Below are 26008 nucleotides of genomic sequence, written 5' to 3' on the forward strand. Positions count from 1 at the left end.
CATGGCTGAGGTTTTGAACTTCGAGCACAACGGCATTACCGTCAATGCCACTGAATCTCCCGAGGCCATGGGTGGCCTGGGTGACAACGTCATCGGTCTGGTCGGCACCGCGCCGAAAGCGGATCTGTTGATCCCGCGTAACGCCCCGTTCCGCATCAACAGCTTCACCACCCAGGCACTGCTGGACCCGACCGGTACCGAGTCGGGCACGCTGTTTCACGCGGTGTTCCAGATCCTGAAAGTGGTCAAGGTGCCGGTCTACGTGGTCATCGTCGAAGAGGGCGCTACCCCGGCCGACACCGTGAACAACGTGATTGGCGGCATCGAGCCGTCGACCGGTCGCAAACTGGGTCTGGCCGCACTTGGCAGTGTGCCGGAAGACTTGACCATCATCGGTGCACCGGGTTTCACCGGCACCAAAGCGGTGGCCAGCGAGTTCGCCTCGTTCGGCAAGCGCATCAAGGCTCGGGTGGTACTCGACGGCAAGGATGCCGCAGTCGCCGATCAAGTGACTTACAGCCAGGAGCTGGGCGGCGCGGACCTCGGTTTCGACCGCTGCCTGCTGGTGCACAACATGCCGTCGGTGTACTCCAAAGCCGCGAAGAAAAACGTGTTCCTGGCGCCGTCGAGCCTGGCCATCGCCGCGCTCGCCAAGGTCAAGCAATGGGAGAGCCCGGGCAACCAAGTGACCTATGCCGAAGACGTTTCGCGAGTTGTGGAATACAACATCCTCGACACCTCCACCGAAGGCGATCTGCTCAACCGCTACGGTATCAGCTACTACGCCCGGACCATCCTCGGCGGCTTCTCGCTGCTGGGTAACCGCTCCGTTACCGGCAAGTTCATCAGCTACGTCGGTCTTGAAGATGCAATCAGCCGCAAGCTGGTGAAGGCCGGTCAGAAGGCCATGGCCAAGAACCTGACCAAGTCGTTCATGGATCAGGAGGTCAAGCGCATCAACGACTGGCTGCAAACCCTGGTCGCCGACGAAACCATCCCTGGCGGCAGCGTGTACCTGCACCCTGAGTTGAACAGCGTCGAGAAGTACAAAAACGGTACCTGGTACGTGGTGATCGACTACGGCCGCTACGCACCGAACGAACACATGATTTATCAACTCAACGCCCGCGATGAAATCATCGAGCAGTTCCTGGAGGACGTTCTCTAATGTTTACCAACCGCGTAAGACAGGCCATCGCGGCCACCTTGCAAGGCCTGCCGTTGTCGGCGACCGTGGAAGAGTTCACCCCGCCGAAAATAGAGTTCGACATGGAACCGATGGCCGGCGGACGCTTTATCGCCGAGGAAATGGCCAAGAGCGGCAAAGTGCTGGGCGCCACCCTCATCCTGCAAGGTGCCGGTCCGGAAATCATGCTCGCCCTGGGCGTGAAACTGGGCGACGACATTCTGCTGAACGTCCGGGAAGCCGGTCAGGATCAGGACGGCAACACCTGGTTCACCTACCACACCGTCGGCGGCAAGCTGAAATCCCTTGGGGAAGCCGCGCTGAAAATGGGCGAAAAACCCAAGACCACCCTTGAGCTGTCCTGCCGCACCTACAACCGTCTGGAGAATGGCATCCCGGTGATCGACATCGACGTGCGCACCCAGAAGTTCGTACTCAACGGCGTCGACATCCTCGGCGACGCCCGCCGCGCTGTGTTGCTGCCGTAACACCTCAACACCCTCAATGCCAGTCTGTTAAACGCAGTCCATGTGGGAGCGGGCTTGCCCGCGATACAGGCGCCTTGGAGAGTCAGGTACACCGAGGTGATGCTATCGCAGGCAAGCCAGCTCCCACAGGTTGCACACCTTGACTGACCGGCATTGCGCAACACCTCCCCATGATCCACCAAGGAATTCATTTCATGTCCTGGACGCCTCCTGTTCACGCCTTGTTGTCGCCGATTACCGGTGATGACGGATCCGACATCGAGCAGATCCAACTCAAACCGTTGTACTACGCCGCGCAGAAAGAGGCCCTGGCCCGTGCCGGCGATGATGAGGACGATCAGTTCTTCGAGCTGGCCAAATTGGCCACGGGGTTGTCGGTCAAGGAACTCGACCAGCTCAAACGCCCGGACTACGTAAGCATCGCGCAGTACGTGCATGAGATGTCGACTCGCCCTGCTTCGTACTTTCTGGAACAGCAAGCGCAGGGCGAACAATCGCTAGACGCCGATCAAGTGCAACTGCTGCAACCGCTCAACGTGGCCGGCCGCAGCATGACCTCGCTGACCCTGGAAATGCCGGTGCTGCGCGCCACCAAGGCGATGAAAAAACTGAAGACGGCCAAAGAACGCGCCGAGTTCATCACCGCCCATTGCACCGGGCTGATGCTGCCCGATCTGGACCTGCTGACCGTGCCCGACTGGACACAGCTTCAGGTACGCATCGACGATTTTTTAAACAAACCGGCGGACTTCTTTCGGAGCGCGACATCGAGGTGATCCTCGATGTGGTGCCGCTCATTTACCCGGTAAGTGAGGCGGAAATTCTGGAGTGGGACGCCGGCAAGGCCTTGCGCCGCTACGACATTGCGATTAATCGCCTTGGCGTGAAACAGGAGTAGAGCGGGATGGCAGACAGTAAGTATTCGCTGTCCGGTGCGGCGAGCATCGAGTTGCCGCAACTGGGCAGCACGTCTGAAGCGTCGGGGCTGAACCTGGCACTGACCACGGCCAGCCTCGACATCCGTCTGCTGGTGTCGGAACAGGTAAAGCTTCGCGAAGCGCTGGCGTTGCTGAACATTGCCTTGTCGTCGCAGCAGTCGCTGCTCAAGGCGAATGCTTCGGTGCCTGCGGCAAGCAGTGAACCAAAGTCCAAGTTAAAGGCTGAGGTCGATCAGCGCACGCCGCCGGATTTGCTCAAGTCGGCGATGGCGACCGAGTTGGCGATGGTTGAGCTCAACCAGGTACTGAAACTGGACAACGTCCAGTTGCAGAAACTGTCGGAGGCCAATCTGAAAATGGCCACTGACAAGCAGGTTGCCCCGAGCGGTGCAACGGCGGTTCAACTGGCCCAGGTCGAGTTGGCGGCGGCGAAGGCAGGTATCGGGGACGGGCTTGAGCCGGCCAAAAAACAGGATGAGCTGCTGAACTTCACCCGCGATAGCGCGGTAACAGCGTCGGCGTTCAATCTCGATGTCAAGGCTGCCAGCGAGATGCTGTTGGGCTGGCGCACCTCAATGAAGCTGGATCGCGGACAAAGCCTGAGTCTGGCGGATGCAGCCAACCATCTCGGCAACAGCGGTCTGAAGGTCAAAGCGGCAGACATCGGATCTGTCGTGCAACGCAGTGGCGAGGCGGGCATCGCCGCGGGAATGACCCCGGAACAGATGGCGGCGCTCGCGGCGGCGTTCTTGAACAGCGGCGCGGACAAGGCCGGTGCCGGTGAGGCTTTGAAAGGTTTCGCCACGGTTTTGGCCAAGGGAGACGCGGCCTCACCGCAACAGCGTAAGGCCTGGGCTGACCTGGACGGCACATTTAATCCCGGGATGTTGGCTGATGGCCTGCGCAAGGACGCACCGGGAACGATCAACCTGGTGCTTGAAGCACTGAAGAAAAAACCTGCAGAAGAACAGCAGTCACTGACCAAGACATTGTTCGGTGATAACGCGGCGATTCTTGAACTGCTGAAAAAACCGGAAGACGTTCAAAAGGCTTTTTTACTGGTGTCCGAGCGGACATCCGACGGGACGTTGCCGAAATTCAACGGTTCCGTAGCGAAATCCGCCGAGGCGCTGGGTGAAACCTCGCAAGGGCGCTGGAATGCGCTGGATGCGAGTAAGAACCGGATGTTCGCGGCGGGCGGCAATGCCCTGGCGCCGTTGACTGATGGTTTGATGGTGTCGCTCGGCGCATTGGCCGATGGCTTGAGCGGGGTCGCTGAAGCACAACCGAAAGCCACTGCAGGATTGCTGGTGCTCGCGGGAGCCGTTGCGTTGGCGCGCGGCGCTGAAATCAAGGTTGCGATGGCGTCCGCGATCACTGCTGCTGCGACAAAACTTCTGGCTCTGGCCGGCGCGCGACAGATTCCCGAGGCGGGGGATCTGACAGCTGATGCCAAGGAGCGTGGCCGTAAGGGTAAAAAGCAACCCCGAGGCGCAAGGGCCGGAAAAAGCGCCATCCCCAAAAGCGCTACCAGGCTGCCACGCATGTCTACCGGGAGTCGCTTGCTGGGTGCCGCCAGAATGGGCTCGGCAGTCACCAGACGGGTCGCGCCGCTGATGCTGCTCAGTGCTGGTTACGATGCCGTCAAAGGCTTGCAGGCCGGTGATACCAAAGCGGTCGGCGGGGCGCTGGGCTCAGCCGGTGGCGGGCTCGCCGGTACTTATGCTGGCGCTGCTGCCGGCGCCATGATTGGCAGCGTAGTGCCTGTTCTGGGCACGGCGGTCGGTGGTGTGATCGGTGGTTTGTTGGGGGGGATGGCGGGCAGTTGGGGAGGGGAATGGCTGGGTGAAAAACTCGCCGCGCCCGCCGATAAGCTCGCCGCTCCAGATCAAGTCAGCAAAGACCTGACCAACGCGCAGACAAGCAATCAACAGAACACGGTTAACGCGAACATCTACATCAACGGCCAGGACCAGGCCAGCGCCAGCCAGTTGGCGAACCTGGTGGTGCAACAGATTTCCGGCCAATTCGGACTCATGACCATGCCCAACTCACTCGCCATGCGAAGTGATGCGGCCCTGACTGACGGAGGTACGTGATGCGTCAGCAAATGGCACTCGGCAGTTTCATTTTCGGCCTGTCCAGAAACTTCGCTTACCACACCCTGCTGCGCACCTCGGACGGTGGCTGGAAGAACATCGACATCCTCACCAGCAAACCCAAATCCAGTCAGGTCGGCCAAGGCCTGCAAGGGCTGACGATAACGGGCAAGTCCATGTACGCGACGGGCATGGATCGTCTTGATGAGTTGCGTGCCTTGCAGGCGCTGCGCATCCCTTTGCCCTTGGTTGACGGCATCGGCCGCAACTGGGGCCTGTGGCAGATCAACAAGGTGACAGAAACCCAAAACAACATCCTTGATGACGGCACCGCGATGGTGGTCGATTGGATTATCGAGTTGACGGAGTTCGCCAATGCGTAGGGTTCGAAGTATCGCCGGTGACTCGGTAAATCTGTTGCTCTACCGCGAGCTTGAACGTTGTGACGATGCCACCGAGGAAGCCCTTTGGCGTCTTAATCCGGGGCTTGCCGAATGGGGGCCGATATTGCCGGCGGGCGTGTGGGTTGTGCTGCCGGAAGTGGATTCGAAACCCGTCGCACCCACACCGGTTTCGGCCTGGGATTAAGGAGGCAGCATGTCACTGGGTTTCACGCCTGCGGTAGAAATTTACGGCGCAAACGCTGCGCTGCTCAACGAACGATTGCTCAGTTGGACGCACATCGACGCAGCGGGGATCGAGTCAGATCAACTGACGCTCCTCATCAGTCTGGATGGGCTTGAAGGGTTGCCCAGCCTGGGCGGGAAAATCGGTCTGCGGGTCGGTTATCTGGAGTCGGGGCTGGTGGATAAAGGCGAGTTCGTCATTACCCGACGCACGCCGACGCTGTTCCCTCTGCGTCTGACGCTGGTGGCCACGGCGGCGCCGTTCAGTGCGGCGGATCAGACCGGATTCAAACAGCGCCGATCGGCCAGCCATGGTCCGACGACCTTGGGTGCGCTGTTTCGTCAGTTGACGTCCAGGCATGGGTTTTCCCCTCGTGTGGCCCCGGACCTGTCACTGATAAAAATCGCGCACATCGACCAGTCCAACGAAACCGACATGGGTTTTCTGACGCGACTGGCCTACTTGCATGACGCCGTCGCCAAACCGGTCAACGAGCTGTATGTGCTGGCACGGCGCGGTCAGGCGAAGTCGTTATCGGGCAAAGTTCTGCCGACCATAAAGCTGTCGGTGACGACGAACAATCGCCCAGGGGATCACGCCTTTATCTCCGCCGTTCTGGATGAAACTGCCCGGGCGAAATACCAGGGCTGCAAGACCAGCTGGTGGGATGCGGCGGCCGGCAAAGTGCGTGTCGAGGAGAGCGGCATCGCGCCATTCAAGACCCTCCGCCAGCGTTTTCAGAGCGCAGACGATGCCCGGGCCGCCGCCGAAGGCGAGACCCGCCGGATGATGCGCGAAGCACTCAAGGTGACGATCGAATGCCCCGGCAATCCGGGACTGTCTGCTGAAGGGATCGTGCTGCTGGACCCTACCTGGCCGGATTTCATGCGCGGTCGTTGGTCGATCGACAAGGTCACCGCCAGCGGCGACCGGGAAAAAAGCTATCGCTGCAAGATTGACGCGACCTGCCTGGACGCTAGGGCATAACGCACATCCCCTTGTGGGAGCGGGCTTGCCCGCGAAGACGGTAGCACATTCAACATCAATGTTGCCTGACCCACCGCTATCGCGGGCAAGCCCGCTCCCACAGGTTCAATCGCACCCCCAAATGTCGGAGCACCTCGATGAAGATCACACCGATCCTCACGCAGCTGCGTGAGCAATGCCCAACCCTGGCCAATCGTGTGGCGGCGGGCATTGACCTCGCCACCCTGCAAGCCAACACCCCGCTCACCACGCCTTGCGCCTACGTCGTCCCCATCGCCGATGTGGCGAGCAAAAGCGTGGCGCAAAACCTGATGCTGCAACCGATCCGCGACCGCTTCGAAATCACCCTGGTGCTCGACACCTCGGACGCCGTTGCAGCGCTGGATCAACTGCACGATTTACGCGCCGAACTATGGCGCGCACTGGTGGGTTTCAAGCCCGGCAACGACTACAGCGCCATCGCCTATGACGGCGGCGAAGTGGTTTCCATCAACAGCAGCCGCGTGCTCTATCGCCTGCGCTTTTTCGCCGAATTCCAGCTCGGCCGCAATCTGCCGGGGCAACCGGCGCAGAGCTGGCACGAGCGTGAACTGGACGGCTTGTCGTCCTTTACCGGGGTCACCGTACGGGTCGATGCGATCGATCCGGCGGACCCCAATCTGCAACGCCCAGGCCCCGACGGGCGCCTGGAACTGACTTTCTCTGGAGACGTAACCCCATGAGCAAACGCATCACCGTGCTGCCGGCCCCGGGCCGTGCCGTGCCGGACCCGGAAGCGGGCGATTTGTTGCCCTTCGAGGGCCGTGAAGTGCCGGACAACGCCTGGTGGCGTCGACGTCTGGCCGATGGCGATATCACTATCAAAGCCGTGAAAGCGGCGAAACCACAGGGAGCCAAATAATGGCGATCGGATTCAGCAACATCCCCGCGGACATTCGTGTTCCGCTGTTCTATGCCGAAATGGACAACTCGGCCGCCAATAGCGCGTCGTCGGCCATGCGCCGCCTGATCGTCGCTCAGGTCAACGACAACATTGCGCCAGCCGATGCCGGCAAACTGGTGTTGGTGTCCAGCGTGGCGCTGGCCAAAAGTATTGGCGGCCAGGGCTCGATGCTCGCCTCGATGTACGAAACCTGGCGCAAGACCGATCCGATCGGCGAGATCTGGTGCCTGCCGCTGCACAACACCGAAGGCAGCATTGCCAAAGGCGTGCTGACCCTGACCGGTGCCGCGACCCAAAGTGGCGTGCTCAACCTGTACGTCGGCGGCGTTCGCGTTCAGGCGGCCATCGTCAACGGCGCCACCGCGGCGCAAGCGGCCACCGCCCTGGCACTGAAAATCAACGCCAGCGCCGATCTGCCAGTCATTGCGGCGGCGGCCGAAGGTGTGGTCACCCTGAGCGCCAAATGGACTGGCGACAGCGGCAACGACATCAGCCTGCAATTCAATCGCCTGGGCAAGAGCAACGGCGAAGAAACCCCGGCCGGCCTGACCTCGGCGATCACCGCCATGACCGGCGGCGCCGGTGTGCCGGATCAAGTGGCCGCCGTGGCGGCGCTGGGCGATGAACCGTTCGAGTTCATCTGCATGCCGTGGTCGGATCTGTCGACCCTCAACACCTGGCAAGCGGTCATGGATGACAGCACCGGTCGTTGGTCCTGGGCCAAGCAATTGTTCGGTCACGTCTACAGCGCCAAACGCGGCACCGTCGGTACGCTGGTGGCGGCAGGGCAAGCGCGTAACGACCAGCACATGACCATTCAGGCGCTGGAACCGGGCGTGCCGCAACCGTTCTGGGTGCAGGCTGCCGCATTGGCCGCGCGCACTTCGGTGTTCATCTCGGCCGATGCCAGCCGTCCGACCCAAAGCGGCAGCCTGCCAGGTCTCGACCCGGCTCCGGCGAGCGAGCGGTTCACCCTGACCGAGCGTCAGTCGCTGCTCAACTACGGCATCGCCACCGCGTACTACGAAGGCGGCTACGTGCGCATTCAGCGTTCGATCACCACCTATCAGAAGAACGCCTACGGCCAGGCAGACAATTCCTACCTGGACAGCGAAACCATGCACCAGTCGGCGTTCATCGTGCGTCGTCTGCAAAGCGTGATCACCAGCAAATACGGTCGCCACAAACTGGCCTCCGACGGCACCCGTTTCGGCGCCGGCCAGCCAATCGTTACCCCGAGCACCCTTCGCGGTGAGCTGATCGCCCAGTACGCCAAGCTCGAACTGGAAGGCCATGTGGAAAACGCCGAGCTGTTCGCCGAACACCTGATCGTCGAGCGCGACACCCAGGACCCGAGCCGGGTCAACGTGCTGTTCCCGCCGGACTACATCAACGGTCTGCGCGTGTTCGCGCTGCTCAACCAGTTCCGTCTGCAGTACGACGACGCAGCCTGATCGCTGCCTCTGACTGTGTGAATTCGGCCCACCGCGCGTGGGCTTTTTATTTGAAGGGAGAAACACCATGGGTCAACTGATTGCGGGCACCTGCTACGTCAAAGTGGACGGTGCTCAACTGACCATCAACGGTGGCTGCGAAGCACCATTGATGGCCGTTAAACGGGAAACCGTCGTGCCGGGCTTCTACAAGGAAACCGACATCGCGCCGTCGTTCAAAGTGACGGCGCTGCACACCGCGGACTTCCCGCTCAAGCAACTGATCGCAGGCTCCGACATGACCGTCACCTGCGAATTCAGCAACGGTAAAGTCTACGTACTGGCCGGCGCCTATCTGGTGGAAGAGCCGGTATCCAAAGGCGATGACGCCACCATCGAACTGAAATTCGAAGGCATCAAGGGGACCTGGCAATGAGCAACGCCGTGAAGCTTCAAGTTGCGATCGAAGCCCACGGCGAGCCCTTGACCGAGCTCAACCTGCGCCGTCCGACGGTGCAGGAAGTGCGGGCGATCAAGGCGTTGCCGTACAAGATCGACAAGAGCGAAGAGGTCAGCCTCGACATGGACGTCGCGGCCAAATACATCGCCGTGTGCGCCGGCATCCCGCCGTCGTCGGTCAACCAGCTGGATCTGGCTGACCTCAATACGCTGAGTTGGGCGGTCGCGAGTTTTTTCATGAGTGCGGCGTCGGCGCCATCACCGACCTGATCGCAGTCGCCTATGACCTGGCCTGGTTCTGGAAGGTTGACCCCGAACAGATGATGGCCAGGCCACTGGATGTGCTCCGCGAATCGCTGGAGCACGCGCAACGGATCAATGCGATGCAGCAGGTGCAGTGATGGCAGACACACAAACCAAAGAGAAAACATCGGTGCTGCTCACGGGCATCGATGAACTGTCGCCCAAGCTCGGTGCCCTTCGGGCAAAAGTCGAGAGTTTCAAGAAAAACCTGGAGCAGACCGGCCTCGGCAAACTGGACATCAGCGGTCTGTTTAAGGGCGGTAGCGTGATCACGCCGTTCGTGGATGCAATCAAGGTGTCCGACGCGTTCAAGGGCAAATTGGCCGAAGTCAGTGAATCGGCCGAAGGTGTTGATTTGCCGAAAGCGCCAGTGAGCGCTACGCAAAACATGAATGTGTTCAGTCGCTCGATGGAGCAGGTATCGATCGCGGCCAACACGGCCTTGCAGCCTGCTGTTGCGACCGTAACGGCAGGTCTTCAACCTTTGTTGGTTGGATTTGGCAGCCTGCTCGATGACAACCCGAAATTGGTCGAGGGGTTGGCGGCCGGTGCCATCGCATTTTCGGCAATGCAAACGGCTGTGACTGGCGCGACGCAAGTGTTTGATCTGATGAGCATGGTGCTCAAGACCAATCCCATCATGCTGATTGCCATGGGCATTGCCATGGCGGCCGGTGTGATCATTGCCAACTGGGAGCCGATTTCGACGTTTTTCGCCGGGCTCTGGCAAAAGATTGTCGGATATTGGGCGCCGATCAGCGGCGTTTTCTCGGCAATTTTTGATCAAGTCAAAGCAGTCGTGAGTGCAGGATTCGACTTCCTCAAGGCGTGGTTTGCCTGGACGCCCTACGGAATGATCTTGAACAACTGGGGGGCCGTTGTCGGTTTGTTTGCGGCGATCTGGGATCTGCTCGTGGCGCTGACCGTGCCGGTGAAGGAGAAACTGCGCAGCCTGTTCGACTGGGTGCCGCTGGACGCCATTGCCGCGGCTTGGGATCAGGTGCCTGCCATGTTCTCGGGCTACTGGGAGTCAATCAAGCTTGGAGCGCAGGCGTTCTTTTCTTACCTCAGCGGCCTGTTCACTTGGTCGCCCTTGGACGCACTGAGCGAAACATGGGCATCTGTGGTTCAGTTTTTCAGTGAAAAAACGGAAAAGCTCCGGGCCATTCTGGCGCCCATCCAGGAGATGCTGGGCGGTAGCTTTGGTGGTTTTATCGCCAAAATTACTGGCAAGGTCGAAAGCTTCACCGAGGTGCAACAGAAAACCAATGCTGAAGGCAAGGGTGAGTTTGCGCCGGCGGTGGCGTTCATCAATGCCGCTTCCGAGCCGCCCTCCAACGCGCTGGCGACTCCCGGCAGTTTGCCGCTCAAGTCGTCGATGCAGTCCGGTTCTCTGACCCAAAACTCCAGCACCCTGATCCAGCAAAGCGCCGCCAACAACCGCACGCAACTCGAAGGCGGCCTGACCGTGCGCTTCGAAAACGCGCCGGCCGGGTTGCGCACCGATCAACCGCAAACCAATCAACCGGGGCTGGCGCTCAACTCGCGCATCGGCTACCGCTCACTGTCCCTGGGAGGCCTCCAATGAGTTGGCGTGACCGTTTGTTGCCGGCGTCCTTTCGGGGTGTCGGTTTCTGGGTCGATCAGGCGAAAACCCCGGTCGGTAAAAAAGGCCAGTTGCATGAGTATCCGCAGCGGGACCTGCCGTTTTTCGAGGGCCTTGGCCAGCAGGCGAAGATCCACGATCTGACGGCGTTCATCGTCGGCCCCGATTGCCTGGAGCAGCGCGACAAGCTGCTCAAGGCACTGGAGCAGGGCAGTGGTGAACTGGTCCATCCATGGCTGGGGCGGCTACAAGTCAAGGTCGGCGAATGCGACATGACCCACACCCGCCAGGACGGCGGGCTGGTGACGTTTTCGCTGAAGTTTTACCCCGATGAACCGCTGCCGTTTCCGACGGCTACGGTCAGCACGCAGAAGGTGCTGCTGGCCAAGGCCGACACCCTGCTGGGTTCGGCGGTGGCGCGTTTCGAACAGGCCATGACCCTGATCAAGGCCGCGCGGATCGGTATCGCCAATCTGCGCAACAGCCTGACCGGGGTCTATGAAGTGATCCAGGAACAACTCAAACCGTTGATCGAGCAGTACCGACAGATCACCGAGCTGGTCAAGGCGGTCAAGGAATTGCCCAAGGAAGTGGCGGCGGAATTCAAAGGATTGCTCGGCGATATCAAATCGCTCAAGGACTTCGCGAAGGAGGGTTATCGTGGCGTGATTGCCGACGTGTCCCAACAGCTCGAAGCCATCCGCAAGGCCGATGCGCCGAAGCTCACCACCGGCAAGGACACCACGGCCGCGGCGCAAGCCATGGCCGATCTGGTGCAGGACACGCTGCTGGTCAAAGTGGCGCAATGGGTCGCCTCGATGCCGGTCGCGTCGACACCGGTGAAACTGTCATCGACGCCATCGCTGGAGCAGCAGGCGAACCTGCCGGTCACCCGGCAGGAAGTACCGGTCACCGACGATTTGAAAGCGCTGCAAAAGGCGCTGGTCGAGGCGACCAACCCGATGCTGGACAAGGCCGGTCCCGCGCATTATCAAGCCATCGACGATGTGAAACAGGCGCTGCTTGCGCATCTCAAGGCAGTGGCTTCGTCGGGCGTACGGCAGGTCAGCAAGTCGTTTCAGGAAAGCCTTCCGGCGCTGGTCGTGGCGTACAAGCAATTTGCCGATGCAACGCGGGTCACCGAAGTGATTCAGCGCAACGGGATTGCCCATCCGGGGTTTGCGCCGAACGATGTGAAAGTGTCCGGGAAGTGAACCATGAACGAGATGGATAACCGCGTCACATTGACGGTCGGCGGCCTGGAATACGGTGGCTGGAAAAGCGTGGAAATCACCGCGGATCTGGAGCGTCAGTTCCGCACCTTTAAACTCAACATCACCTGGCAATGGCCGGGGCAGACCGTGGACAAGCGGATCCAGCCCGGTGACGCCTGTGAAGTGCGCATCGGCCAGGACCTGGTGCTGACCGGGTATGTATTCAAGGCGCCGATCAGTTATGACGGGCGGCAGATCAGCCTGAACATCGAAGGCAGTTCCTGCACCCAGGACTTGGTGGATTGCGCCGCGACCAACCGCCCGAACCAATGGCATGAGCAATCGCTGTTGAGCATCGTCGAAGCGCTGGCGATCACCTACAAGGTCTTTGTGGTCAGCGAAATTCCCGAGACCTCCCGGCTCAGCAGTCACACCATCGTGCCGGGGGAAACGGTGTTTCAATCCATCGATCGCTTGCTGACGCTTTTCCGGGTGTTTTCTACCGATGATGCCCAGGGCCGGCTGGTGCTGGCCCGGCCTGGCAGTGGTGGCCGGGCCAGTGATGCGTTGGAATTGGGCAAAAATATTCTGTCGGCCAATGCGCCGATGGATTACAGCCAGGTGTTCTCCGAATACCGGGTCATCGGTCAGCACAAGGGCACGGACAAGAAGAGCGGGGCGGCGGTCAGCGAGGTCGAATCGGTGTCCGCCGACCTGAGCTACAAGCGTCGGCGGGTCACGGTGATCAACGAAGGCATGCAGATCAATCCCGATCTCGCCTTGCAACGGGCCAACTGGGAAAGCGCCACCCGCGTCGGCAAGGCCAAAACCACCACCTATCAGGTGCAGGGTTGGCGGCAATCGAACGGCGATCTGTGGCGTCATAACACGTTGGTGCGGGTCAAGGATCCGGTGCTGGGGTTCGATGACGACATGCTGATTTCCAAAGTGACCTACTCGCTGTCGGCGCAAGGTTCGATCACCACCCTGCAAGTCGCACCGCCACATACCTTCGACGCCAATCCCGAGCCTCCCAAAAAGGCCTGAACCTGGCGCCCGACCCTGTGGGAGCGGGCTTGCCCGCGATGGCTGCGGCACATTCAACATCAAGGTGACTGATCCGCCGCTTTCGCAGGCAAGCCAGCTCCCACAAGAGTTGCGGTCGCCTTCAAGGAAAATCCAATGAGCCTACTGACACGCCTCCTGGCGCGCGGCACTGTCGTGCTCGCCAACTCGGCCACCAAGCTTCAATCGCTGCAAATGCGCCTCACCGCCGGCGAAGTGAACGACGACATGGAGCACTTCGAACCCTACGGTTTCACCAGCAACCCACTGGCCGGTGCCGAAGGTGTCGCCACGTTTCTGGGCGGTGATCGCTCCCACGCCATCGTGCTAGTGGTCGCCGACCGTCGTTATCGCCTCCAGTCTCTGGCCCCTGGCGAAGTGGCGATCTACACCGACGAAGGCGACAAGATCCACTTCAAGCGCGGACGGATCATCGACATCGAAACCGCCACCCTGAACATCCGCGCCAGCAGCGCGGTGAACATCGACACCCCCGTGATCAATCAGACCGGAAAAATCGTCTCCACCGGCGATCAGATTGCTGGCGGCATCAGCCAGATCAAACACGTGCATGTCGGCGTTCAAGCAGGCAACGGCCAGACCGGCGCACCGGCGGGAGGGCAGTGATGTTGATCAGCCAGAACCTCCACGCCGCACTGACTCGTGCAGTGTTGATCAGCCTGTTCACCTGGCGCCGTGCCGCCGATGACGATGCCCTCGACGACGAAGAGCGTTTCGGCTGGTGGGGCGACAGCTTTCCTACGGTGGCCGACGACCGCATCGGTTCGCGGTTGTGGCTGTTGCGCCGGGTCAAGCTGACCCGCCAGACCCAGATGGACGCCGAGTTCTACGCCCGCGAAGCCCTCCAATGGCTGATCGATGACGGCCATTGCAGCGCCATCGACATCATCAGCGAACGCCTCGACGCCCAGCGCCTGAACCTGCGCACGGTCCTGACCCTGGCCGACGGCGAACGCCTGGACATCAACCCTGATAACAGTTGGCAGGTGATCTATGCCGTTTGAAACCCCTTCGCTGCCGGTGCTGATCAAGCGCACCCAAAGCGACCTGGCCAGCGATTCGCTGCGCCAGTCCGATGCACAAGTGCTGGCCCGCACCCTCGGTGGCGCCGCCTATGGCCTGTATGGCTATCTGGATTGGATCGCCGAGCAGATCCTCCCGGACAAGGCCGATGAATCGACCCTGGAACGGATCGCCGCACTGCGTCTGAACCAGCCGCGCAAGTCCGCACAAGCGGCCAGCGGCAGCGTCAGCTTTACCGCCAGCGCCGGTGCCGTGCTGGACGTCGACACCCTGCTGCAATCGAGCGACGGTCGCACCTACAAAGTGACCGCCGCACGCACCATCCGCAATGGCCTCAACAGCACCACCATCGCCGCGCTCGAAGCCGGCAGTCTGGGCAATGCCGAGGCGGGCATGACGTTGATTCCGGTGCAGCCAATCCAGGGCATTGCCGGCAACAGTTTCACGGTGCTGGCGCCGGGATTGATTGGCGGCATCGCACGGGAAAGCCTGGAATCCCTGCGCTCCAGGGTCATCAGGTCCTACCGCATCATTCCCCATGGCGGCTCGGCGCAAGACTACGAAACCTGGGCACTGGAATGCCCCGGTGTGACTCGCGCGTGGTGTCGCGGCGGACTCTTGGGGCCGGGAACCGTCAGCCTCTACGTCATGCGTGACGACGATCCGCAACCAATCCCGGACGCGGCACAACTGGCCGAAGTTCAGGCTTACATCGAACCGCTGCGACCGGTCACGGCTGAACTGTACGTGTTGCCACCGATACAAGTGCCGGTTACGTACAGACTGACGCTCACCCCCGACACCACCGCTGTGCGGGCTGCCGTCGAAGCGCAACTGCGTGATTTACACAACCGAGAAGCCGGCTTGGGCGACACCTTGCTGATCAGCCACATCCGCGAAGCCATCAGCAGTGCCACCGGTGAAAGCGACCACACACTGACCTCGCCCACAGTCAATGTCGACGCTGACGTTAACCAGTTGCTGACCTTTGGAGGTTGCATATGGGGGGCATAAGAACCGCCGCGCAATACCACGCGCAACTGCGCAGCCTGCTACCCGGCGGCCCGGCCTGGGACCCAGAGCGGGTTCCAGAGCTCGAAGAAGTGCTCGAAGGCGTTGCCCAGGAATTGGCCCGCCTCGACGCCCGCGCCGCCGACTTGCTCAACGAAATGGACCCGGCCGGTGTCAGCGAATTAGTGCCGGACTGGGAGCGGGTGATGAACCTGCCCGACCCATGCCTGGGCGCCACGCCGTTGTTCGACGACCGCCGTCTCGCGGTTCGCCGCCGCCTGCTCGCGGTCGGCAGTCAGGCCGTCGGTTACTACGTCGAAATCGCCAAGAGCCAGGGTTACCCAAACGCCACCGTAACCGAGCACCGGGCTCCACGTATGGGCTGTTCACGGTTTGGTCAGGCGCATTTCGGCACTTGGCAGGTGCAGTTCATGTGGACCCTCAACACTGGCGGACGCCTCTCACTGGGGCGCCGCTTTGGCGCCAGTTATTGGGGCGAACGCTTTGGCATGAATCCAGGCTCTGCCTTGGAATGCCTTATCCACCGCAGTGCACCGGCTCATACGCAGGTGCATATCAATTATGACTAAGGAGTAGAGAAATGGATTATCCAAAGAGCGTGGCCAGCGTCGGACTGGTCAACGGTAAGTTTATCGATGAAAACCCGCTGACCGGCATGCCAGGGTCGTTGATCCCGGCCGCTTGGGGTAATGCTGTTACGGAAGAGTTGTTGGGTGTCATCAAGGGGGCAGGGGTGGCTCCTGACGAAGTCGATTTTGGACAACTGCTGTTGGCTGTACGCAAGATCAATCAGGCAGGGTTGGTTGATTACGCATTGGATACCGGCACGGCCAACGCTTACAGTGCCAACTACAAGCCTGTGCTCCTCGAACTGGTCGATGGGCTGGTGCTGCGTTTTAAAGCAGTCCATGCCAACACCGGTGCCAGTACCTTCGCCCCGAACGGGATGGCGGCCAAGCCTATCGTAGGTGTTGACCATAACGCTGTTCAGGACGGAGAAATTACCGCGGGTGGCGATGTCTGGGTTCAGTGGAACAGCTCGATTGCCGAGGGGGCGTGGGTGATGGTCGCTAGCACGGGGATGATCAAGCAGACCGGCAGTGACATCGGTGACATCAAAACCGTAGCTACAGCAGAGCCGCCCAAAGGCTGGCTCAAGTGCAACGGTGATATTGTCTCTCGTACACAATATGCAGCGCTGTTTGCGGCGATTGGCACGCGCTTCGGTGCTGGTAATGGCAATACAACCTTTGCCCTGCCGGATCTGCGCGGCGAATTCGTCCGTGGCTGGGATGATAGTCGTGGAATCGATTCCGCGCGGGAATTGGGTAGCGCGCAAGGTGGGCAAAACGCCTCGCACACTCACACGGCAACGACAGCGGCTGCGGGTACCCATACCCACGGAGCCTCGACAGGGGGGGCAGGCACCCACACCCATTCCGGTACTACAAATAACGCCGGGGATCACCAGCACGGCGTTCTAGCCAACGGTAACAACACATCTTACGGCCGCCAGGGTACGGGCAGCGGGCCGGGCGATTACGCTGCGGTGACCGCAGCCGCGGGCAACCATGCCCACGGTCTGGCGATCAACGCGGTGGGGGATCACGTCCATGCTGTCGCAGTAGCTGCCGTTGGCGATCATGCCCACACCGTTACCGTGGCAGCGGTCGGCGGTAATGAATCGCGTCCTCGAAACGTCGCATTGTTGTATGTGATCAAGTACTGATCACCGCATCGATTTTGCGAGTTTCATCCATTAACCACAGGAGCGAGTGATGCGCTTCACCGATCAACAGTTGCGCAACATCTTCCCCAACGCCCGCTCCCAAGCGGGCGTTTTCATTTCTGCCCTCAACACCGCCATGTCTCACCACAACATCAACACCCCCAAGCGCGTCGCCGCCTTCCTTGCGCAAGTCGGTCATGAATCGGGGCAATTGCAGTACGTACGTGAACTGGGTAGCACTCAATACCTGAGCAAATACGACACCGGCACGCTGGCCGCCCGTTTGGGCAACACTCCAGAACCCGACGGCGACGGTCAACAATACCGTGGCCGAGGTCTGATCCAGATCACCGGGCGCAACAACTACCGGCAATGCAGTCTCGGCCTGTTTGGCGATGAACGTCTGCTGTCTCTGCCTGAACTGTTAGAGCAGCCCCAATGGGCGGCCGAATCAGCGGCATGGTTCTGGGAGCAGAATGGCCTGAATGAATTGGCCGATCGCGACCAGTTCAACAGCATCACCCGCCGTATCAACGGTGGGCTGAACGGGTTGCAGGATCGTCTGGAGCTCTGGGCGCGGGCGAGGGCGGTGCTATGCCAGTCTTCGGTCTGATCGGCTGGCGACTGATCGGTCTGCTGGTGCTGGCCGGTTGCTCGGCGGCGCTGGCCTGGCAGTTTCAGGATTGGCGCTACGGCCGGCAACTGGCGGAACAGGCCAGGGTGCACGCCGAGAGCCTTAATCAACTGACTCTGGCGACCGCCACCGAGCAACAGGCCGAACAAAACAAGCGTCTGGCCCTGGAGCAGCGACTTTCGGCCAGTGAACAAACCCATTATCGAGCGCTTAGCGATGCCGAACGTGATCAAGGTCGCCTGCGCGATCGTCTTGCCACTGCTGATGTGCGCCTGTCAGTCCTCCTCGATGCCCATGACGCTGCCTCAACCTGTGCAGTGCCAGCCGCCTCCGGCACCGGCGGCGTGGATCATGGCGCCGCGCGAGCCCGACTTGACCCGGCGCATGCTCAACGAATTATCGCCATCACCGACGCCGGTGACAGCGGATTGATTGCCTTGCAGGCCTGTCAAGCCTATGTCAGGGCTCTCGCTCGCTAACATTTTGATCGGTCCTGAACCTTGCAAGTGCGATTCGCTCGTGTACGGTAGGCCTCATTCCGCTCGATCAGGAGAGAGCCGTGAAAGAGATCACTCATCTGGCCGATCTACTCGGCAGACGCTTGCAGCTTCTCAATGCCCACGTCACTGCCGCCGAGTCCTGCACAGGCGGTGGGATCAGCGAGGCGATCACCCGCATTCCGGGAAGCTCGGCGTGGTTCGAGGCCGGTTATGTCACCTACTCAAACCGTCAGAAAACCCAGCAATTGAATGTCCCGGCCGAATTGTTTTCAACCGCCGGGGCGGTCAGTCGCGAGGTGGTCGAGGCCATGGTCCGAGGCGCGCAGGAAAAAAGCCGGGCGCGTTTTGCCGTGGCGGTCAGCGGTGTGGCGGGGCCGGATGGCGGCTCGCCGAACAAGCCCGTGGGGACGGTGTGGCTGGCCTGGGGCGTCGGTGAGCAGGTGTTCAGCGAGGTCCAGCACTTTGCCGGTAGCCGTGACGAGGTCCGCCGACAAACGGTGAAGGCCGCGCTAGAGGGGCTGCTGCGGCATACCGCTGGAGAAATCTCAAATCAGGGGTAGGCGATCCTGAAACGCTGTGGAATAATACTGGCTACTTATACAGGTGTTGGCCGTCAGGCCTTATTGATTACGTGAGGACTTTAATGGACGACAACAAGAAGAAAGCCTTGGCTGCGGCCCTGGGTCAGATCGAACGTCAATTCGGCAAGGGTGCCGTAATGCGTATGGGCGATCAGGACCGTCAGGCGATCCCGGCCATTTCCACTGGCTCTCTGGGTCTGGACATCGCGCTCGGCATTGGCGGCCTGCCAAAAGGCCGTATCGTTGAAATCTACGGTCCTGAATCCTCCGGTAAAACCACCCTGACACTGTCGGTGATCGCCCAGGCTCAAAAAGCCGGCGCGACCTGCGCATTCGTCGATGCCGAACACGCCCTCGACCCTGAGTACGCCGGCAAACTGGGCGTCAACGTCGACGACCTGCTGGTTTCCCAGCCGGACACCGGCGAGCAGGCCCTGGAAATCACCGACATGCTGGTGCGTTCCAACGCCGTTGACGTGATCATCGTCGACTCCGTGGCCGCTCTGGTGCCAAAGGCTGAAATCGAAGGCGAAATGGGCGACATGCACGTGGGCCTGCAAGCCCGTCTGATGTCCCAGGCGCTGCGTAAAATCACCGGTAACATCAAGAACGCCAACTGCCTGGTGATCTTCATCAACCAGATCCGCATGAAAATCGGCGTGATGTTCGGCAGCCCGGAAACCACCACCGGTGGTAACGCGCTGAAGTTCTACGCATCGGTTCGTCTGGACATCCGCCGTACTGGCGCGGTGAAAGAAGGTGATGAAGTCGTCGGTAGCGAAACCCGCGTCAAAGTCGTGAAGAACAAAGTGGCTTCGCCGTTCCGTCAGGCCGAGTTCCAGATTCTTTACGGCAAGGGCATCTACCTCAACGGTGAGATGATCGACCTGGGTGTGCTGCACGGTTTCGTCGAGAAGTCCGGTGCCTGGTATGCCTACAACGGCACCAAGATCGGTCAGGGCAAGGCCAACTCGGCCAAGTTCCTGGCAGACAACCCGGAAATCGCCGCGACCCTCGAGAAGCAGCTGCGCGACAAGCTGCTGACTCCGGCACCGGACGTCAAGGCTTCGGCCGTCAGAGAGACCGAAGACGACTTGGCTGACGCTGATATCTGATTAATCCGATGACCGCCGTACTCGATACACTCGTCGCGGTGCGGCGAACCGCAATGGACCTGCTCGCGCGACGCGAGCACGGTCGAGTCGAGCTGACGCGTAAACTGCGTCAGCGCGGCGCCCTCCCTGAAATGATCGACACAGCACTCGACCGCTTGACGGAAGAGGGGCTGTTGTCCGAATCCCGCTACCTCGAAAGCTTCGTTTCCTACCGTGCCCGTTCCGGTTATGGCCCTTTGCGCATTCGCGAAGAGCTGAGCCAGCGTGGTCTGCAACGTACCGACATTGAGCTCGCCTTGCGCGAGAGTGGTATCGATTGGCAGGAACAACTGGAAGACACTTGGCGGCGCAAATTTTCCGGGCATTTACCGATAGACGCCCGGGAGCGTGCCAAACAGGGCAGGTTCCTGAGTTATCGGGGATACTCCATGGAAATGATCAGCCGCTTGTTCAGCGGCCGAGGGATGGACGATTGACTGAAACGGCTCGCTATTTCGATAGCGGGCCGTTTTTTTGCATCACGTTACCTTGGACGGTTCCCGTGTGCGTTGTTGTGCCTGGGGTCTGGACTGGGCCCAGTTTTCCGGCAGGTTGATGTAATCCACCAATTCCCGCAGACGGCCATGATCACGAGCGTTGAAGGTAAAGGACAAGCGCACCAGATGGCTGAACTGCGCTTCGTCGTGCTCCTCGCCACTGTAGGCATGCTGATGGAAATGATCGCTCAGGCACAGGTCGGCGAATGCCTCCTGCATGTGTTCAAGCGCCCGGTCGCTGAGCTTATGGTTCATGCGAGTTACGAACTGATGCTTGAGCCAGCGGCTGGAGTGGAAATTGCTGTAGAACTGGTTGATCTGCTCGACGGCCTCTTCGGCGCTGTAGACCAGGCTCAGCAGCTTCATGTCGGTCGGCAGGATGTAGCGATTTTCCTCCAGTTGATGGTGAATGAAGTCCAGCGCGCCTTGCCAGAACTTGCCGCCCGGCGCATCCAGTAGCACGACAGGCACCAGCGGGCTTTTACCGGTCTGGATCAGGGTCAGTACTTCCAGCGCTTCATCCAGCGTGCCAAACCCGCCAGGGCACAGGACCAGCGCATCGGCTTCCTTGACGAAGAACAGCTTGCGGGTAAAGAAAAAGTGGAAGGGCAGCAAGTTGGCGGTGCCATTGACCGTGGGGTTGGCATGCTGCTCGAAGGGCAGGGTGATATTGAATCCCAGGCTGTGTTCCAGGCCGGCACCTTCATGGGCTGCCGCCATGATGCCGCCGCCGGCGCCGGTGATGACCATCATGTCCGAGCGCGCCAGAGCGGCTCCCAGTTCTCGGGCCAGGCCATAAAGCGGGTGTTCTATCGGCGTGCGGGCCGAGCCGAAAACGGTGACTTTGCGTCGACCCTTGAACTGCTCCAGCACACGGAAAGCGTGCTCGAGTTCACGGAGGGTTTGCAGGGTGATCTTGGCATTCCAGCGGTTGTGATCTTCCTGAGCCATGCGCAGCACGGTCAGGATCATGTCGCGGTAAATCGGGATGTTGGGGCTGTTGGGTGAAACCAGGTTGAGTTGTTCTTCGACCTTGCTGGTGAGGTCGTGGCCGCTTTCTTGAAAATGACGGCTCAGTAGGTCATTCGGTTGGTAAGGCATTCAACTTCTCCTTCTGCACAGAACCCTCGGCCCGACAAAACAATCGTCGGCGCCGCGACACCCCTTGTGTCGCTGTCTGCCCAAGCCCATGCCCGGGCGCTCTAACCTGACTCGGTTGCAATCGAGCCATCCATACGGGCTCTGCTTATCCCTTGAATGAAAGAAACGTTCGCACAATAAGACATCGTAATGGGCAGCCCCTTTTCTACCCTCAAAAAAACAACATGAACACTTTGAATTTAGACCCTCGCGACGATTTTCGCTGGCTTGATCATTGCGCCGCAAAGTCTTTCGTGGCAACCGCTTATTGACGATTTGCAAGGTGCTTTCACCGCTCGTCTGAACGCAAGCCGCATGTCCCGCGCTCTGATTTACTAAGTTACAGGCGTGACACGACAACTTTGCGTCAACGGCAGGACGCATCATTCAAGCAATTCAGGGATTTATCGCGTGATCAACGGCGATCAATGCATGCAGGGAGGCGGGAAACCATGCCCAGAGTGACTCTGGAGATCGATGCACAACTGTATCGATTGCTGAAAGCATCGGCCGAGACCCATCATTTGAGTCTCGAAGAGGAGTGCTGCCGACGTCTGGATGGCGGTGAGCGACGTTCGCGTTACTTGCAGGCGCTATTGGCAGAGCTGCGCGCCGAGGATGAACAGCGGCGCGCCAATGCCAGATAGTTATTTCTTCTTCGCGGGAGTCTCTTTCGGGCAGTCCGATTCCTGGAAGCTTGCGGAGCCGACCGGACGGTTGGTCTTCACCTCGGTGAAGTCGTAACGCATGATCGCGCCCTTGGCCATCAGCTTGCGGAAGCCTGGGTTTCTGCATACCGAGGCGCCAAGCTGGAAGTACACCGCTTTGGGATCGGCGCGCATTTTTTCGGCGTGGCTGCTTTGCACGCTCAAGTGGTTGATCAGCACTTTTCCTTCGGCGGTGTAGCCCTGATCAAGAATATCTTCGTTGATCGCCCGTGGAGTGCCAACGCTGCTTTGTACGGCGACGTTTCGCAGCTCTCTGTTCAGATTCTGCTCACTCAATGAAGCAGCCTGAGCGCTGAAGGACGACGCCAGCAAAACGGCAGCGGTGGGAACGATAAGGCGCAGCATGAAACTCTCCTGGTTCAGTGACTGGTGGTTCGACCAACCACGTGACTGTGCGTTCAGTGGCGGCGAATTATAGGGGCAGTGGCCTGGACGGTACAGGCTTGCGCCGACCGCTCTGATAAACTGCCGGCACTTTCTGCCTTGCCGAGTGTTTTTTGTGTCGATTTCCCTTAGCCGACAGCGTTGCCTGCGATGAGTCCTACCCCAGCGCCCTTTGCGGTGAACGCCGTAGCCCGCTTGCGCGATGAGCGCGAAGAGGCGGGCATCAAGCCGATTCAGGCCCGTGGCTGGCGTGCAGCTCGTTGTCGTGCCTGTCGCGTGATCGAGAGCCACTGCCTGTGCGCCTGGCGCCCGCAGGTCGAAACCCGCAGTGGTGTGTGCCTGATCATGACCAACAAAGAAGTGTTCAAGCCAAGCAACACCGGTTGGCTGATTGCCGATGTGGTGCGCGATAACCATGCGTTTATCTGGTCGCGTACTGAAGTCGATCAGCAACTGTTGGCGCTGTTGTCCGATCCGCAATGGCAGCCGTATCTGGTCTTTCCGGGTGAATACGTTGAGCCCGAACGCGTCACCAACAGCGTCGAGACCGATAGCACCAAGCGTCCGCTGTTCATTCTGCTGGACGCCACCTGGACCGAAGCCCGGAAGATCTTTCGCAAGAGCCCGTATTTTGATCGCTTGCCGATCTTGAGCCTGCTGCCCGAAAAACTGTCACGTTATCGACTGCGCCGTTCTACCCGTAGCGAACATTTATGCACCGCTGAAGTGGCTGCACTGTGTCTCGATCTGGCCGGTGATACCGAGGCCGCGTCAGCGCTGGACGCTTATTTTGACGTGTTCAGTCAGCATTATCTGGACGCAAAAAACCAACTGGACATGAACCTCGCCACACCGGCCCACGCCGAGCTGATGCCGTTTGTTCATAACGACGTCCCCGCCATGTTCTGATTGTCGCCCATACTGCAAAGAACTGTACCGGTTATGTATCTTGACCACCCCGGTTTCGCTGGGCATGCTTGGCGCCGATTAGGGCGCGGCCATCGTTTGATACGCCGTATTTTTACGTGAATAGCCATGTGATTGGCGTTGAACGTGCCCTGTTGGTGCATCTGCGTGGCTGCACCTGGAGTTGTTTGAAAAACAGGATCATTTGAAAAATGGCCACATACGAAATCCTGATTGCCGACGACCATCCTCTTTTTCGTAGTGCCTTGCATCAAGCGTTGACCTTGGGCCTGGGCCCGGATGTCCGTCTGGTGGAAGTGGCAAGCATTGCCGAGCTGGAAAGCCGTCTGACCGAAAAGGCCGATTGGGACCTGGTGTTGCTGGACCTGAACATGCCAGGGGCTTACGGTTTTTCCGGGCTGGTGCTGTTGCGTGGTCAGTACCCGCAGATTCCAGTGGTGATGGTGTCGGCTCAGGAGGAAGCGTCGATCATGGTGAAATCCCGTGAGTTCGGCGCCAGCGGTTTCATTCCCAAGTCCAGTGACCTGAGTGTTATTCAAAAAGCCGTGCGCGCGGTGCTCGATGGTGACGTTTTCTGGCCGCCCCAGGCCTTCGAAGCGGTCAGCGTTTCCGACGAAGCCAAGGCGGCCAGTGAAGGCCTTGCCAGCCTGACGCCCCAGCAGTTCCGGGTGTTGACCATGGTCTGTGAGGGTTTGCTGAACAAGCAGATTGCTTACGAATTGAGCGTTTCCGAAGCGACGATCAAAGCCCACGTCACCGCGATTTTCCGTAAGCTGAATGTACGGACCCGGACTCAGGCGGCGCTGCTCTTGCAACAACTTGAGTCAATTTCGAGCCACTAAGGTGTTATGTATTCACGCTTTTTTGACTTTGCTTCATCTAGCTTTCCCACTCCTTTTTGGTCAGTTGCTTACTCTATGTCACCTTTCAAAGGCCAGACCGGCCTAAAACGCATCCTCAACGCCTCCGGCTACTCCCTGGACGGTCTGCGCGCGGCCTTCACCGGTGAAGCGGCTTTTCGGCAACTGGTGTTGCTCAATGCGATCCTGATTCCGCTGTCGTTTTTCCTGAACGTCAGCCGTGTCGAGCGGGCGCTGCTGATTGCAGTCTGCCTGTTGGCGTTGATTGTCGAATTGCTCAACTCGGCGGTCGAAGCGGCCATCGACCGCATTTCCCTGGAATTGCACCCACTGTCCAAGAATGCCAAGGACATGGGTAGCGCCGCTCAACTCGTAGCGTTGAGCATGGTCGCGCTGGTATGGGCGGTGATCCTGCTTTAAGCGATGGCAGGCAGAACGATCTCGTCGCTGCGCTGAACCCCGGCGGTGAAGGCGCGGCACAGTTCGAGGAATTCGCGCATCGCCGAGGTTTGATATTTCTGTTTGTGCCAGATGAAATAGAACTGCCGCGCCAGGTCCAGATCCGGTGTTTCCACCGGCACCAGGCTGCCACGACGGAACGCATCGCGCAGCGCCAGGCGTGAAATGCAGCCAATCCCCAAACCCGATTCCACCGCGCGCTTGATCGCTTCGGTGTGTTCCAGTTCCAGGCGAATGTTCAGCGCGCTGCGGTGGTGGCGCATGGCCTGGTCGAACGTCAGCCGTGTGCCAGAGCCTTGTTCTCGGAGAATCCACGCCTCATGACTCAGCTCCTCCATGCTGGCTGTGCCGCGTTTGGCCAGCGGATGCTGGGGCGCACAGAACACCACCAGCTCATCTTCGACCCAGCTTTGCACTTCGATGTCCGGATGGCTGCAGTCGCCTTCGATTAGACCCAGATCAATTTCATAATGAGCCACCTGTTGCACGATGTTGGCTGTGTTCTGCACATGCAGCTTCACCTGGCTTTCCGGATGGCGCTGCATGAAGCTGCCGATCAGCAGCGTGGCCAGGTAATTGCCGATGGTCAGGGTCGCGCCCACCGCCAGGGAGCCGAAACCGGACTTGCCGTTGAGCAAGTCTTCGATTTCCTTGGCCTGATCGAGCAGGGCCACCGCTTGCGGCAACAGCTGTTTGCCGAGGGCGTTGAGGCTCAGCCGTTTGCCGGCGCGATCGAACAGCTGACAGCTGCATTGGCGCTCCAGCTCGGTGATCGAGGTGCTCGCCGCCGATTGCGAGAGGTTGAGCAGGCCCGCGGCACGGGATACGCTTTCCTGCTGGGCGACGGCGACGAATACTTGAAGTTGACGGAGAGTAAATCGCATATCTATATAACCGATAACCCTTATCTTAATAATCCATTTAACAGATATTGTCGCTGCCATTAGAATGCGATGCAATTGTGCACATCATTGGCGCAGGCAAAATCTCC

At 59.9% G+C, this 26008-nt stretch carries 32 protein-coding genes; 29 read left to right on the plus strand and 3 right to left on the minus strand.

The window, feature by feature from the left end; translation table 11 throughout:
* The first annotated feature begins 1 nt into the window (after position 1).
* The 25 genes from J3D54_RS14485 to recX all read left to right on the plus strand — a co-directional run bounded on the left by J3D54_RS14485 (position 2) and on the right by recX (position 20459).
* Complete coding sequence (locus tag J3D54_RS14485; protein ID WP_253419253.1) at positions 2 to 1168, plus strand: phage tail protein; 1167 nt, start codon at positions 2 to 4, stop codon at positions 1166 to 1168.
* Positions 1168 to 1674: a phage major tail tube protein gene (locus J3D54_RS14490; protein ID WP_253419256.1), complete on the plus strand. Its 507-nt coding sequence runs from the start codon at positions 1168 to 1170 to the stop codon at positions 1672 to 1674. The genes J3D54_RS14485 and J3D54_RS14490 overlap by 1 nt, the downstream gene beginning before the upstream one ends.
* Before the next feature lie 194 nt (positions 1675 to 1868).
* Complete coding sequence (locus tag J3D54_RS14495) at positions 1869 to 2450, plus strand: phage tail assembly protein (RefSeq protein WP_253419261.1); 582 nt, start codon at positions 1869 to 1871, stop codon at positions 2448 to 2450.
* Between the two features lie 128 nt (positions 2451 to 2578).
* Positions 2579 to 4711, plus strand: coding sequence for a phage tail tape measure protein (locus J3D54_RS14500; RefSeq protein WP_253419264.1), 2133 nt, complete (start codon positions 2579 to 2581; stop codon positions 4709 to 4711).
* The gene (locus J3D54_RS14505) at positions 4711 to 5094 is read left to right on the plus strand and encodes a phage tail protein (RefSeq protein ID WP_253419267.1); all 384 of its coding nucleotides are present in this window, start codon (positions 4711 to 4713) and stop codon (positions 5092 to 5094) included. Before J3D54_RS14500 ends, J3D54_RS14505 begins: the two co-directional genes overlap by 1 nt.
* On the plus strand, positions 5087 to 5299 hold the full coding sequence (locus J3D54_RS14510; RefSeq protein WP_253419270.1) for a tail protein X: 213 nt from the start codon (positions 5087 to 5089) through the stop codon (positions 5297 to 5299). Before J3D54_RS14505 ends, J3D54_RS14510 begins: the two co-directional genes overlap by 8 nt.
* 9 nt (positions 5300 to 5308) lie before the next feature.
* Positions 5309 to 6325 carry a contractile injection system protein, VgrG/Pvc8 family gene (locus J3D54_RS14515; protein WP_253419272.1) on the plus strand — a complete coding sequence of 339 codons (1017 nt, stop codon included), beginning with the start codon at positions 5309 to 5311 and terminating at the stop codon, positions 6323 to 6325.
* 137 nt (positions 6326 to 6462) lie between these two features.
* Positions 6463 to 7047 carry a hypothetical protein gene (locus J3D54_RS14520; RefSeq protein WP_253419276.1) on the plus strand — a complete coding sequence of 195 codons (585 nt, stop codon included), beginning with the start codon at positions 6463 to 6465 and terminating at the stop codon, positions 7045 to 7047.
* Entirely contained in the window at positions 7044 to 7226 is a 183-nt protein-coding gene (locus J3D54_RS14525; RefSeq protein WP_253419279.1) for a DUF2635 domain-containing protein, read from the plus strand. The genes J3D54_RS14520 and J3D54_RS14525 overlap by 4 nt, the downstream gene beginning before the upstream one ends.
* On the plus strand, positions 7226 to 8722 hold the full coding sequence (locus J3D54_RS14530) for a phage tail sheath subtilisin-like domain-containing protein (protein WP_253419282.1): 1497 nt from the start codon (positions 7226 to 7228) through the stop codon (positions 8720 to 8722). Before J3D54_RS14525 ends, J3D54_RS14530 begins: the two co-directional genes overlap by 1 nt.
* 67 nt (positions 8723 to 8789) lie before the next feature.
* Positions 8790 to 9137, plus strand: coding sequence for a phage tail tube protein (locus J3D54_RS14535; protein ID WP_018926973.1), 348 nt, complete (start codon positions 8790 to 8792; stop codon positions 9135 to 9137).
* Entirely contained in the window at positions 9134 to 9430 is a 297-nt protein-coding gene (locus J3D54_RS14540) for a phage tail assembly protein (RefSeq protein WP_105340306.1), read from the plus strand. Before J3D54_RS14535 ends, J3D54_RS14540 begins: the two co-directional genes overlap by 4 nt.
* 130 nt (positions 9431 to 9560) lie before the next feature.
* The gene (locus tag J3D54_RS14545) at positions 9561 to 11051 is read left to right on the plus strand and encodes a phage tail protein (protein ID WP_253419285.1); all 1491 of its coding nucleotides are present in this window, start codon (positions 9561 to 9563) and stop codon (positions 11049 to 11051) included.
* Positions 11048 to 12283 carry a DNA circularization protein gene (locus J3D54_RS14550; protein WP_253419288.1) on the plus strand — a complete coding sequence of 412 codons (1236 nt, stop codon included), beginning with the start codon at positions 11048 to 11050 and terminating at the stop codon, positions 12281 to 12283. Before J3D54_RS14545 ends, J3D54_RS14550 begins: the two co-directional genes overlap by 4 nt.
* A gap of 3 nt (positions 12284 to 12286) precedes the next feature.
* On the plus strand, positions 12287 to 13330 hold the full coding sequence (locus J3D54_RS14555; RefSeq protein WP_253419293.1) for a phage baseplate assembly protein: 1044 nt from the start codon (positions 12287 to 12289) through the stop codon (positions 13328 to 13330).
* A gap of 135 nt (positions 13331 to 13465) precedes the next feature.
* Positions 13466 to 13975, plus strand: coding sequence for a phage baseplate assembly protein V (locus J3D54_RS14560; RefSeq protein WP_253419297.1), 510 nt, complete (start codon positions 13466 to 13468; stop codon positions 13973 to 13975).
* On the plus strand, positions 13975 to 14373 hold the full coding sequence (locus tag J3D54_RS14565) for a phage GP46 family protein (RefSeq protein WP_003222234.1): 399 nt from the start codon (positions 13975 to 13977) through the stop codon (positions 14371 to 14373). Before J3D54_RS14560 ends, J3D54_RS14565 begins: the two co-directional genes overlap by 1 nt.
* Complete coding sequence (locus tag J3D54_RS14570) at positions 14363 to 15406, plus strand: baseplate J/gp47 family protein (protein ID WP_253419300.1); 1044 nt, start codon at positions 14363 to 14365, stop codon at positions 15404 to 15406. Before J3D54_RS14565 ends, J3D54_RS14570 begins: the two co-directional genes overlap by 11 nt.
* On the plus strand, positions 15394 to 15993 hold the full coding sequence (locus J3D54_RS14575) for a YmfQ family protein (RefSeq protein WP_253419303.1): 600 nt from the start codon (positions 15394 to 15396) through the stop codon (positions 15991 to 15993). The genes J3D54_RS14570 and J3D54_RS14575 overlap by 13 nt, the downstream gene beginning before the upstream one ends.
* Before the next feature lie 11 nt (positions 15994 to 16004).
* Complete coding sequence (locus tag J3D54_RS14580) at positions 16005 to 17153, plus strand: tail fiber protein (RefSeq protein ID WP_253419306.1); 1149 nt, start codon at positions 16005 to 16007, stop codon at positions 17151 to 17153.
* A gap of 49 nt (positions 17154 to 17202) precedes the next feature.
* Entirely contained in the window at positions 17203 to 17766 is a 564-nt protein-coding gene (locus J3D54_RS14585) for a glycoside hydrolase family 19 protein (RefSeq protein ID WP_253419309.1), read from the plus strand.
* Complete coding sequence (locus J3D54_RS14590; RefSeq protein ID WP_253419312.1) at positions 17748 to 18266, plus strand: lysis system i-spanin subunit Rz; 519 nt, start codon at positions 17748 to 17750, stop codon at positions 18264 to 18266. Before J3D54_RS14585 ends, J3D54_RS14590 begins: the two co-directional genes overlap by 19 nt.
* 80 nt (positions 18267 to 18346) lie before the next feature.
* On the plus strand, positions 18347 to 18847 hold the full coding sequence (locus tag J3D54_RS14595) for a CinA family protein (RefSeq protein ID WP_253419315.1): 501 nt from the start codon (positions 18347 to 18349) through the stop codon (positions 18845 to 18847).
* A gap of 83 nt (positions 18848 to 18930) precedes the next feature.
* A complete protein-coding gene (gene recA, locus J3D54_RS14600; RefSeq protein ID WP_007940559.1) occupies positions 18931 to 19983 on the plus strand; it encodes a recombinase RecA in 1053 nt (350 codons plus the stop codon).
* A gap of 8 nt (positions 19984 to 19991) precedes the next feature.
* Entirely contained in the window at positions 19992 to 20459 is a 468-nt protein-coding gene (recX, locus tag J3D54_RS14605; RefSeq protein ID WP_007940560.1) for a recombination regulator RecX, read from the plus strand.
* Between the two features lie 42 nt (positions 20460 to 20501).
* Here recX and J3D54_RS14610 read toward each other — a convergent pair whose 3' ends face one another.
* Entirely contained in the window at positions 20502 to 21620 is a 1119-nt protein-coding gene (locus J3D54_RS14610) for a TIGR00730 family Rossman fold protein (protein ID WP_253419318.1), read from the minus strand.
* Between the two features lie 491 nt (positions 21621 to 22111).
* Here J3D54_RS14610 and J3D54_RS14615 point away from each other — a divergent pair, with 491 nt between their 5' ends.
* A complete protein-coding gene (locus J3D54_RS14615) occupies positions 22112 to 22306 on the plus strand; it encodes a hypothetical protein (RefSeq protein WP_253419321.1) in 195 nt (64 codons plus the stop codon).
* Here J3D54_RS14615 and J3D54_RS14620 read toward each other — a convergent pair whose 3' ends face one another.
* Entirely contained in the window at positions 22307 to 22732 is a 426-nt protein-coding gene (locus J3D54_RS14620; RefSeq protein WP_253419324.1) for a PA3611 family quorum-sensing-regulated virulence factor, read from the minus strand.
* Between the two features lie 189 nt (positions 22733 to 22921).
* Here J3D54_RS14620 and J3D54_RS14625 point away from each other — a divergent pair, with 189 nt between their 5' ends.
* From J3D54_RS14625 to J3D54_RS14635, 3 genes are all read left to right on the plus strand, one after another.
* Positions 22922 to 23680, plus strand: a complete 759-nt coding sequence (locus J3D54_RS14625; RefSeq protein WP_253419327.1) for a tRNA-uridine aminocarboxypropyltransferase — start codon at positions 22922 to 22924, stop codon at positions 23678 to 23680.
* A gap of 209 nt (positions 23681 to 23889) precedes the next feature.
* Entirely contained in the window at positions 23890 to 24540 is a 651-nt protein-coding gene (erdR, locus tag J3D54_RS14630; protein WP_018926954.1) for a response regulator transcription factor ErdR, read from the plus strand.
* 75 nt (positions 24541 to 24615) lie between these two features.
* Positions 24616 to 24978 carry a diacylglycerol kinase gene (locus tag J3D54_RS14635; protein ID WP_253419329.1) on the plus strand — a complete coding sequence of 121 codons (363 nt, stop codon included), beginning with the start codon at positions 24616 to 24618 and terminating at the stop codon, positions 24976 to 24978.
* On the opposite strand, the gene J3D54_RS14640 is transcribed toward J3D54_RS14635, so the two are convergent.
* Complete coding sequence (locus J3D54_RS14640) at positions 24975 to 25901, minus strand: LysR family transcriptional regulator (RefSeq protein ID WP_253419332.1); 927 nt, start codon at positions 25899 to 25901, stop codon at positions 24975 to 24977. The genes J3D54_RS14635 and J3D54_RS14640 overlap by 4 nt on opposite strands.
* Positions 25902 to 26008 lie beyond the last annotated feature (107 nt).

Origin of the sequence: Pseudomonas sp. GGS8 (assembly GCF_024168645.1) — a bacterium.
Classification (GTDB): domain Bacteria; phylum Pseudomonadota; class Gammaproteobacteria; order Pseudomonadales; family Pseudomonadaceae; genus Aquipseudomonas.

Excerpts from the sequence above, each read along its gene's own strand:
- J3D54_RS14520 (WP_253419276.1), top strand. The coding sequence starts at position 6,463 with ATGAAGATCACACCGATCCTCACGCAGCTGCGTGAGCAATGCCCAACC.
- J3D54_RS14575 (WP_253419303.1), top strand. The coding sequence starts at position 15,394 with ATGGGGGGCATAAGAACCGCCGCGCAATACCACGCGCAACTGCGCAGC.
- J3D54_RS14560 (WP_253419297.1), top strand. The coding sequence starts at position 13,466 with ATGAGCCTACTGACACGCCTCCTGGCGCGCGGCACTGTCGTGCTCGCC.
- J3D54_RS14525 (WP_253419279.1), top strand. The coding sequence starts at position 7,044 with ATGAGCAAACGCATCACCGTGCTGCCGGCCCCGGGCCGTGCCGTGCCG.
- J3D54_RS14555 (WP_253419293.1), top strand. The coding sequence starts at position 12,287 with ATGAACGAGATGGATAACCGCGTCACATTGACGGTCGGCGGCCTGGAA.
- J3D54_RS14530 (WP_253419282.1), top strand. The coding sequence starts at position 7,226 with ATGGCGATCGGATTCAGCAACATCCCCGCGGACATTCGTGTTCCGCTG.
- J3D54_RS14505 (WP_253419267.1), top strand. The coding sequence starts at position 4,711 with ATGCGTCAGCAAATGGCACTCGGCAGTTTCATTTTCGGCCTGTCCAGA.
- J3D54_RS14635 (WP_253419329.1), top strand. The coding sequence starts at position 24,616 with ATGTCACCTTTCAAAGGCCAGACCGGCCTAAAACGCATCCTCAACGCC.
- J3D54_RS14545 (WP_253419285.1), top strand. The coding sequence starts at position 9,561 with ATGGCAGACACACAAACCAAAGAGAAAACATCGGTGCTGCTCACGGGC.
- J3D54_RS14485 (WP_253419253.1), top strand. The coding sequence starts at position 2 with ATGGCTGAGGTTTTGAACTTCGAGCACAACGGCATTACCGTCAATGCC.
- J3D54_RS14565 (WP_003222234.1), top strand. The coding sequence starts at position 13,975 with ATGTTGATCAGCCAGAACCTCCACGCCGCACTGACTCGTGCAGTGTTG.
- J3D54_RS14540 (WP_105340306.1), top strand. The coding sequence starts at position 9,134 with ATGAGCAACGCCGTGAAGCTTCAAGTTGCGATCGAAGCCCACGGCGAG.
- J3D54_RS14570 (WP_253419300.1), top strand. The coding sequence starts at position 14,363 with ATGCCGTTTGAAACCCCTTCGCTGCCGGTGCTGATCAAGCGCACCCAA.
- J3D54_RS14620 (WP_253419324.1), bottom strand. The coding sequence starts at position 22,732 with ATGCTGCGCCTTATCGTTCCCACCGCTGCCGTTTTGCTGGCGTCGTCC.
- J3D54_RS14500 (WP_253419264.1), top strand. The coding sequence starts at position 2,579 with ATGGCAGACAGTAAGTATTCGCTGTCCGGTGCGGCGAGCATCGAGTTG.
- J3D54_RS14640 (WP_253419332.1), bottom strand. The coding sequence starts at position 25,901 with ATGCGATTTACTCTCCGTCAACTTCAAGTATTCGTCGCCGTCGCCCAG.
- J3D54_RS14580 (WP_253419306.1), top strand. The coding sequence starts at position 16,005 with ATGGATTATCCAAAGAGCGTGGCCAGCGTCGGACTGGTCAACGGTAAG.
- recX (WP_007940560.1), top strand. The coding sequence starts at position 19,992 with ATGACCGCCGTACTCGATACACTCGTCGCGGTGCGGCGAACCGCAATG.
- J3D54_RS14615 (WP_253419321.1), top strand. The coding sequence starts at position 22,112 with ATGCCCAGAGTGACTCTGGAGATCGATGCACAACTGTATCGATTGCTG.
- J3D54_RS14590 (WP_253419312.1), top strand. The coding sequence starts at position 17,748 with ATGCCAGTCTTCGGTCTGATCGGCTGGCGACTGATCGGTCTGCTGGTG.
- J3D54_RS14625 (WP_253419327.1), top strand. The coding sequence starts at position 22,922 with ATGAGTCCTACCCCAGCGCCCTTTGCGGTGAACGCCGTAGCCCGCTTG.
- J3D54_RS14585 (WP_253419309.1), top strand. The coding sequence starts at position 17,203 with ATGCGCTTCACCGATCAACAGTTGCGCAACATCTTCCCCAACGCCCGC.
- J3D54_RS14490 (WP_253419256.1), top strand. The coding sequence starts at position 1,168 with ATGTTTACCAACCGCGTAAGACAGGCCATCGCGGCCACCTTGCAAGGC.
- J3D54_RS14535 (WP_018926973.1), top strand. The coding sequence starts at position 8,790 with ATGGGTCAACTGATTGCGGGCACCTGCTACGTCAAAGTGGACGGTGCT.
- J3D54_RS14510 (WP_253419270.1), top strand. The coding sequence starts at position 5,087 with ATGCGTAGGGTTCGAAGTATCGCCGGTGACTCGGTAAATCTGTTGCTC.
- recA (WP_007940559.1), top strand. The coding sequence starts at position 18,931 with ATGGACGACAACAAGAAGAAAGCCTTGGCTGCGGCCCTGGGTCAGATC.
- J3D54_RS14610 (WP_253419318.1), bottom strand. The coding sequence starts at position 21,620 with ATGCCTTACCAACCGAATGACCTACTGAGCCGTCATTTTCAAGAAAGC.
- J3D54_RS14515 (WP_253419272.1), top strand. The coding sequence starts at position 5,309 with ATGTCACTGGGTTTCACGCCTGCGGTAGAAATTTACGGCGCAAACGCT.
- erdR (WP_018926954.1), top strand. The coding sequence starts at position 23,890 with ATGGCCACATACGAAATCCTGATTGCCGACGACCATCCTCTTTTTCGT.
- J3D54_RS14495 (WP_253419261.1), top strand. The coding sequence starts at position 1,869 with ATGTCCTGGACGCCTCCTGTTCACGCCTTGTTGTCGCCGATTACCGGT.
- J3D54_RS14550 (WP_253419288.1), top strand. The coding sequence starts at position 11,048 with ATGAGTTGGCGTGACCGTTTGTTGCCGGCGTCCTTTCGGGGTGTCGGT.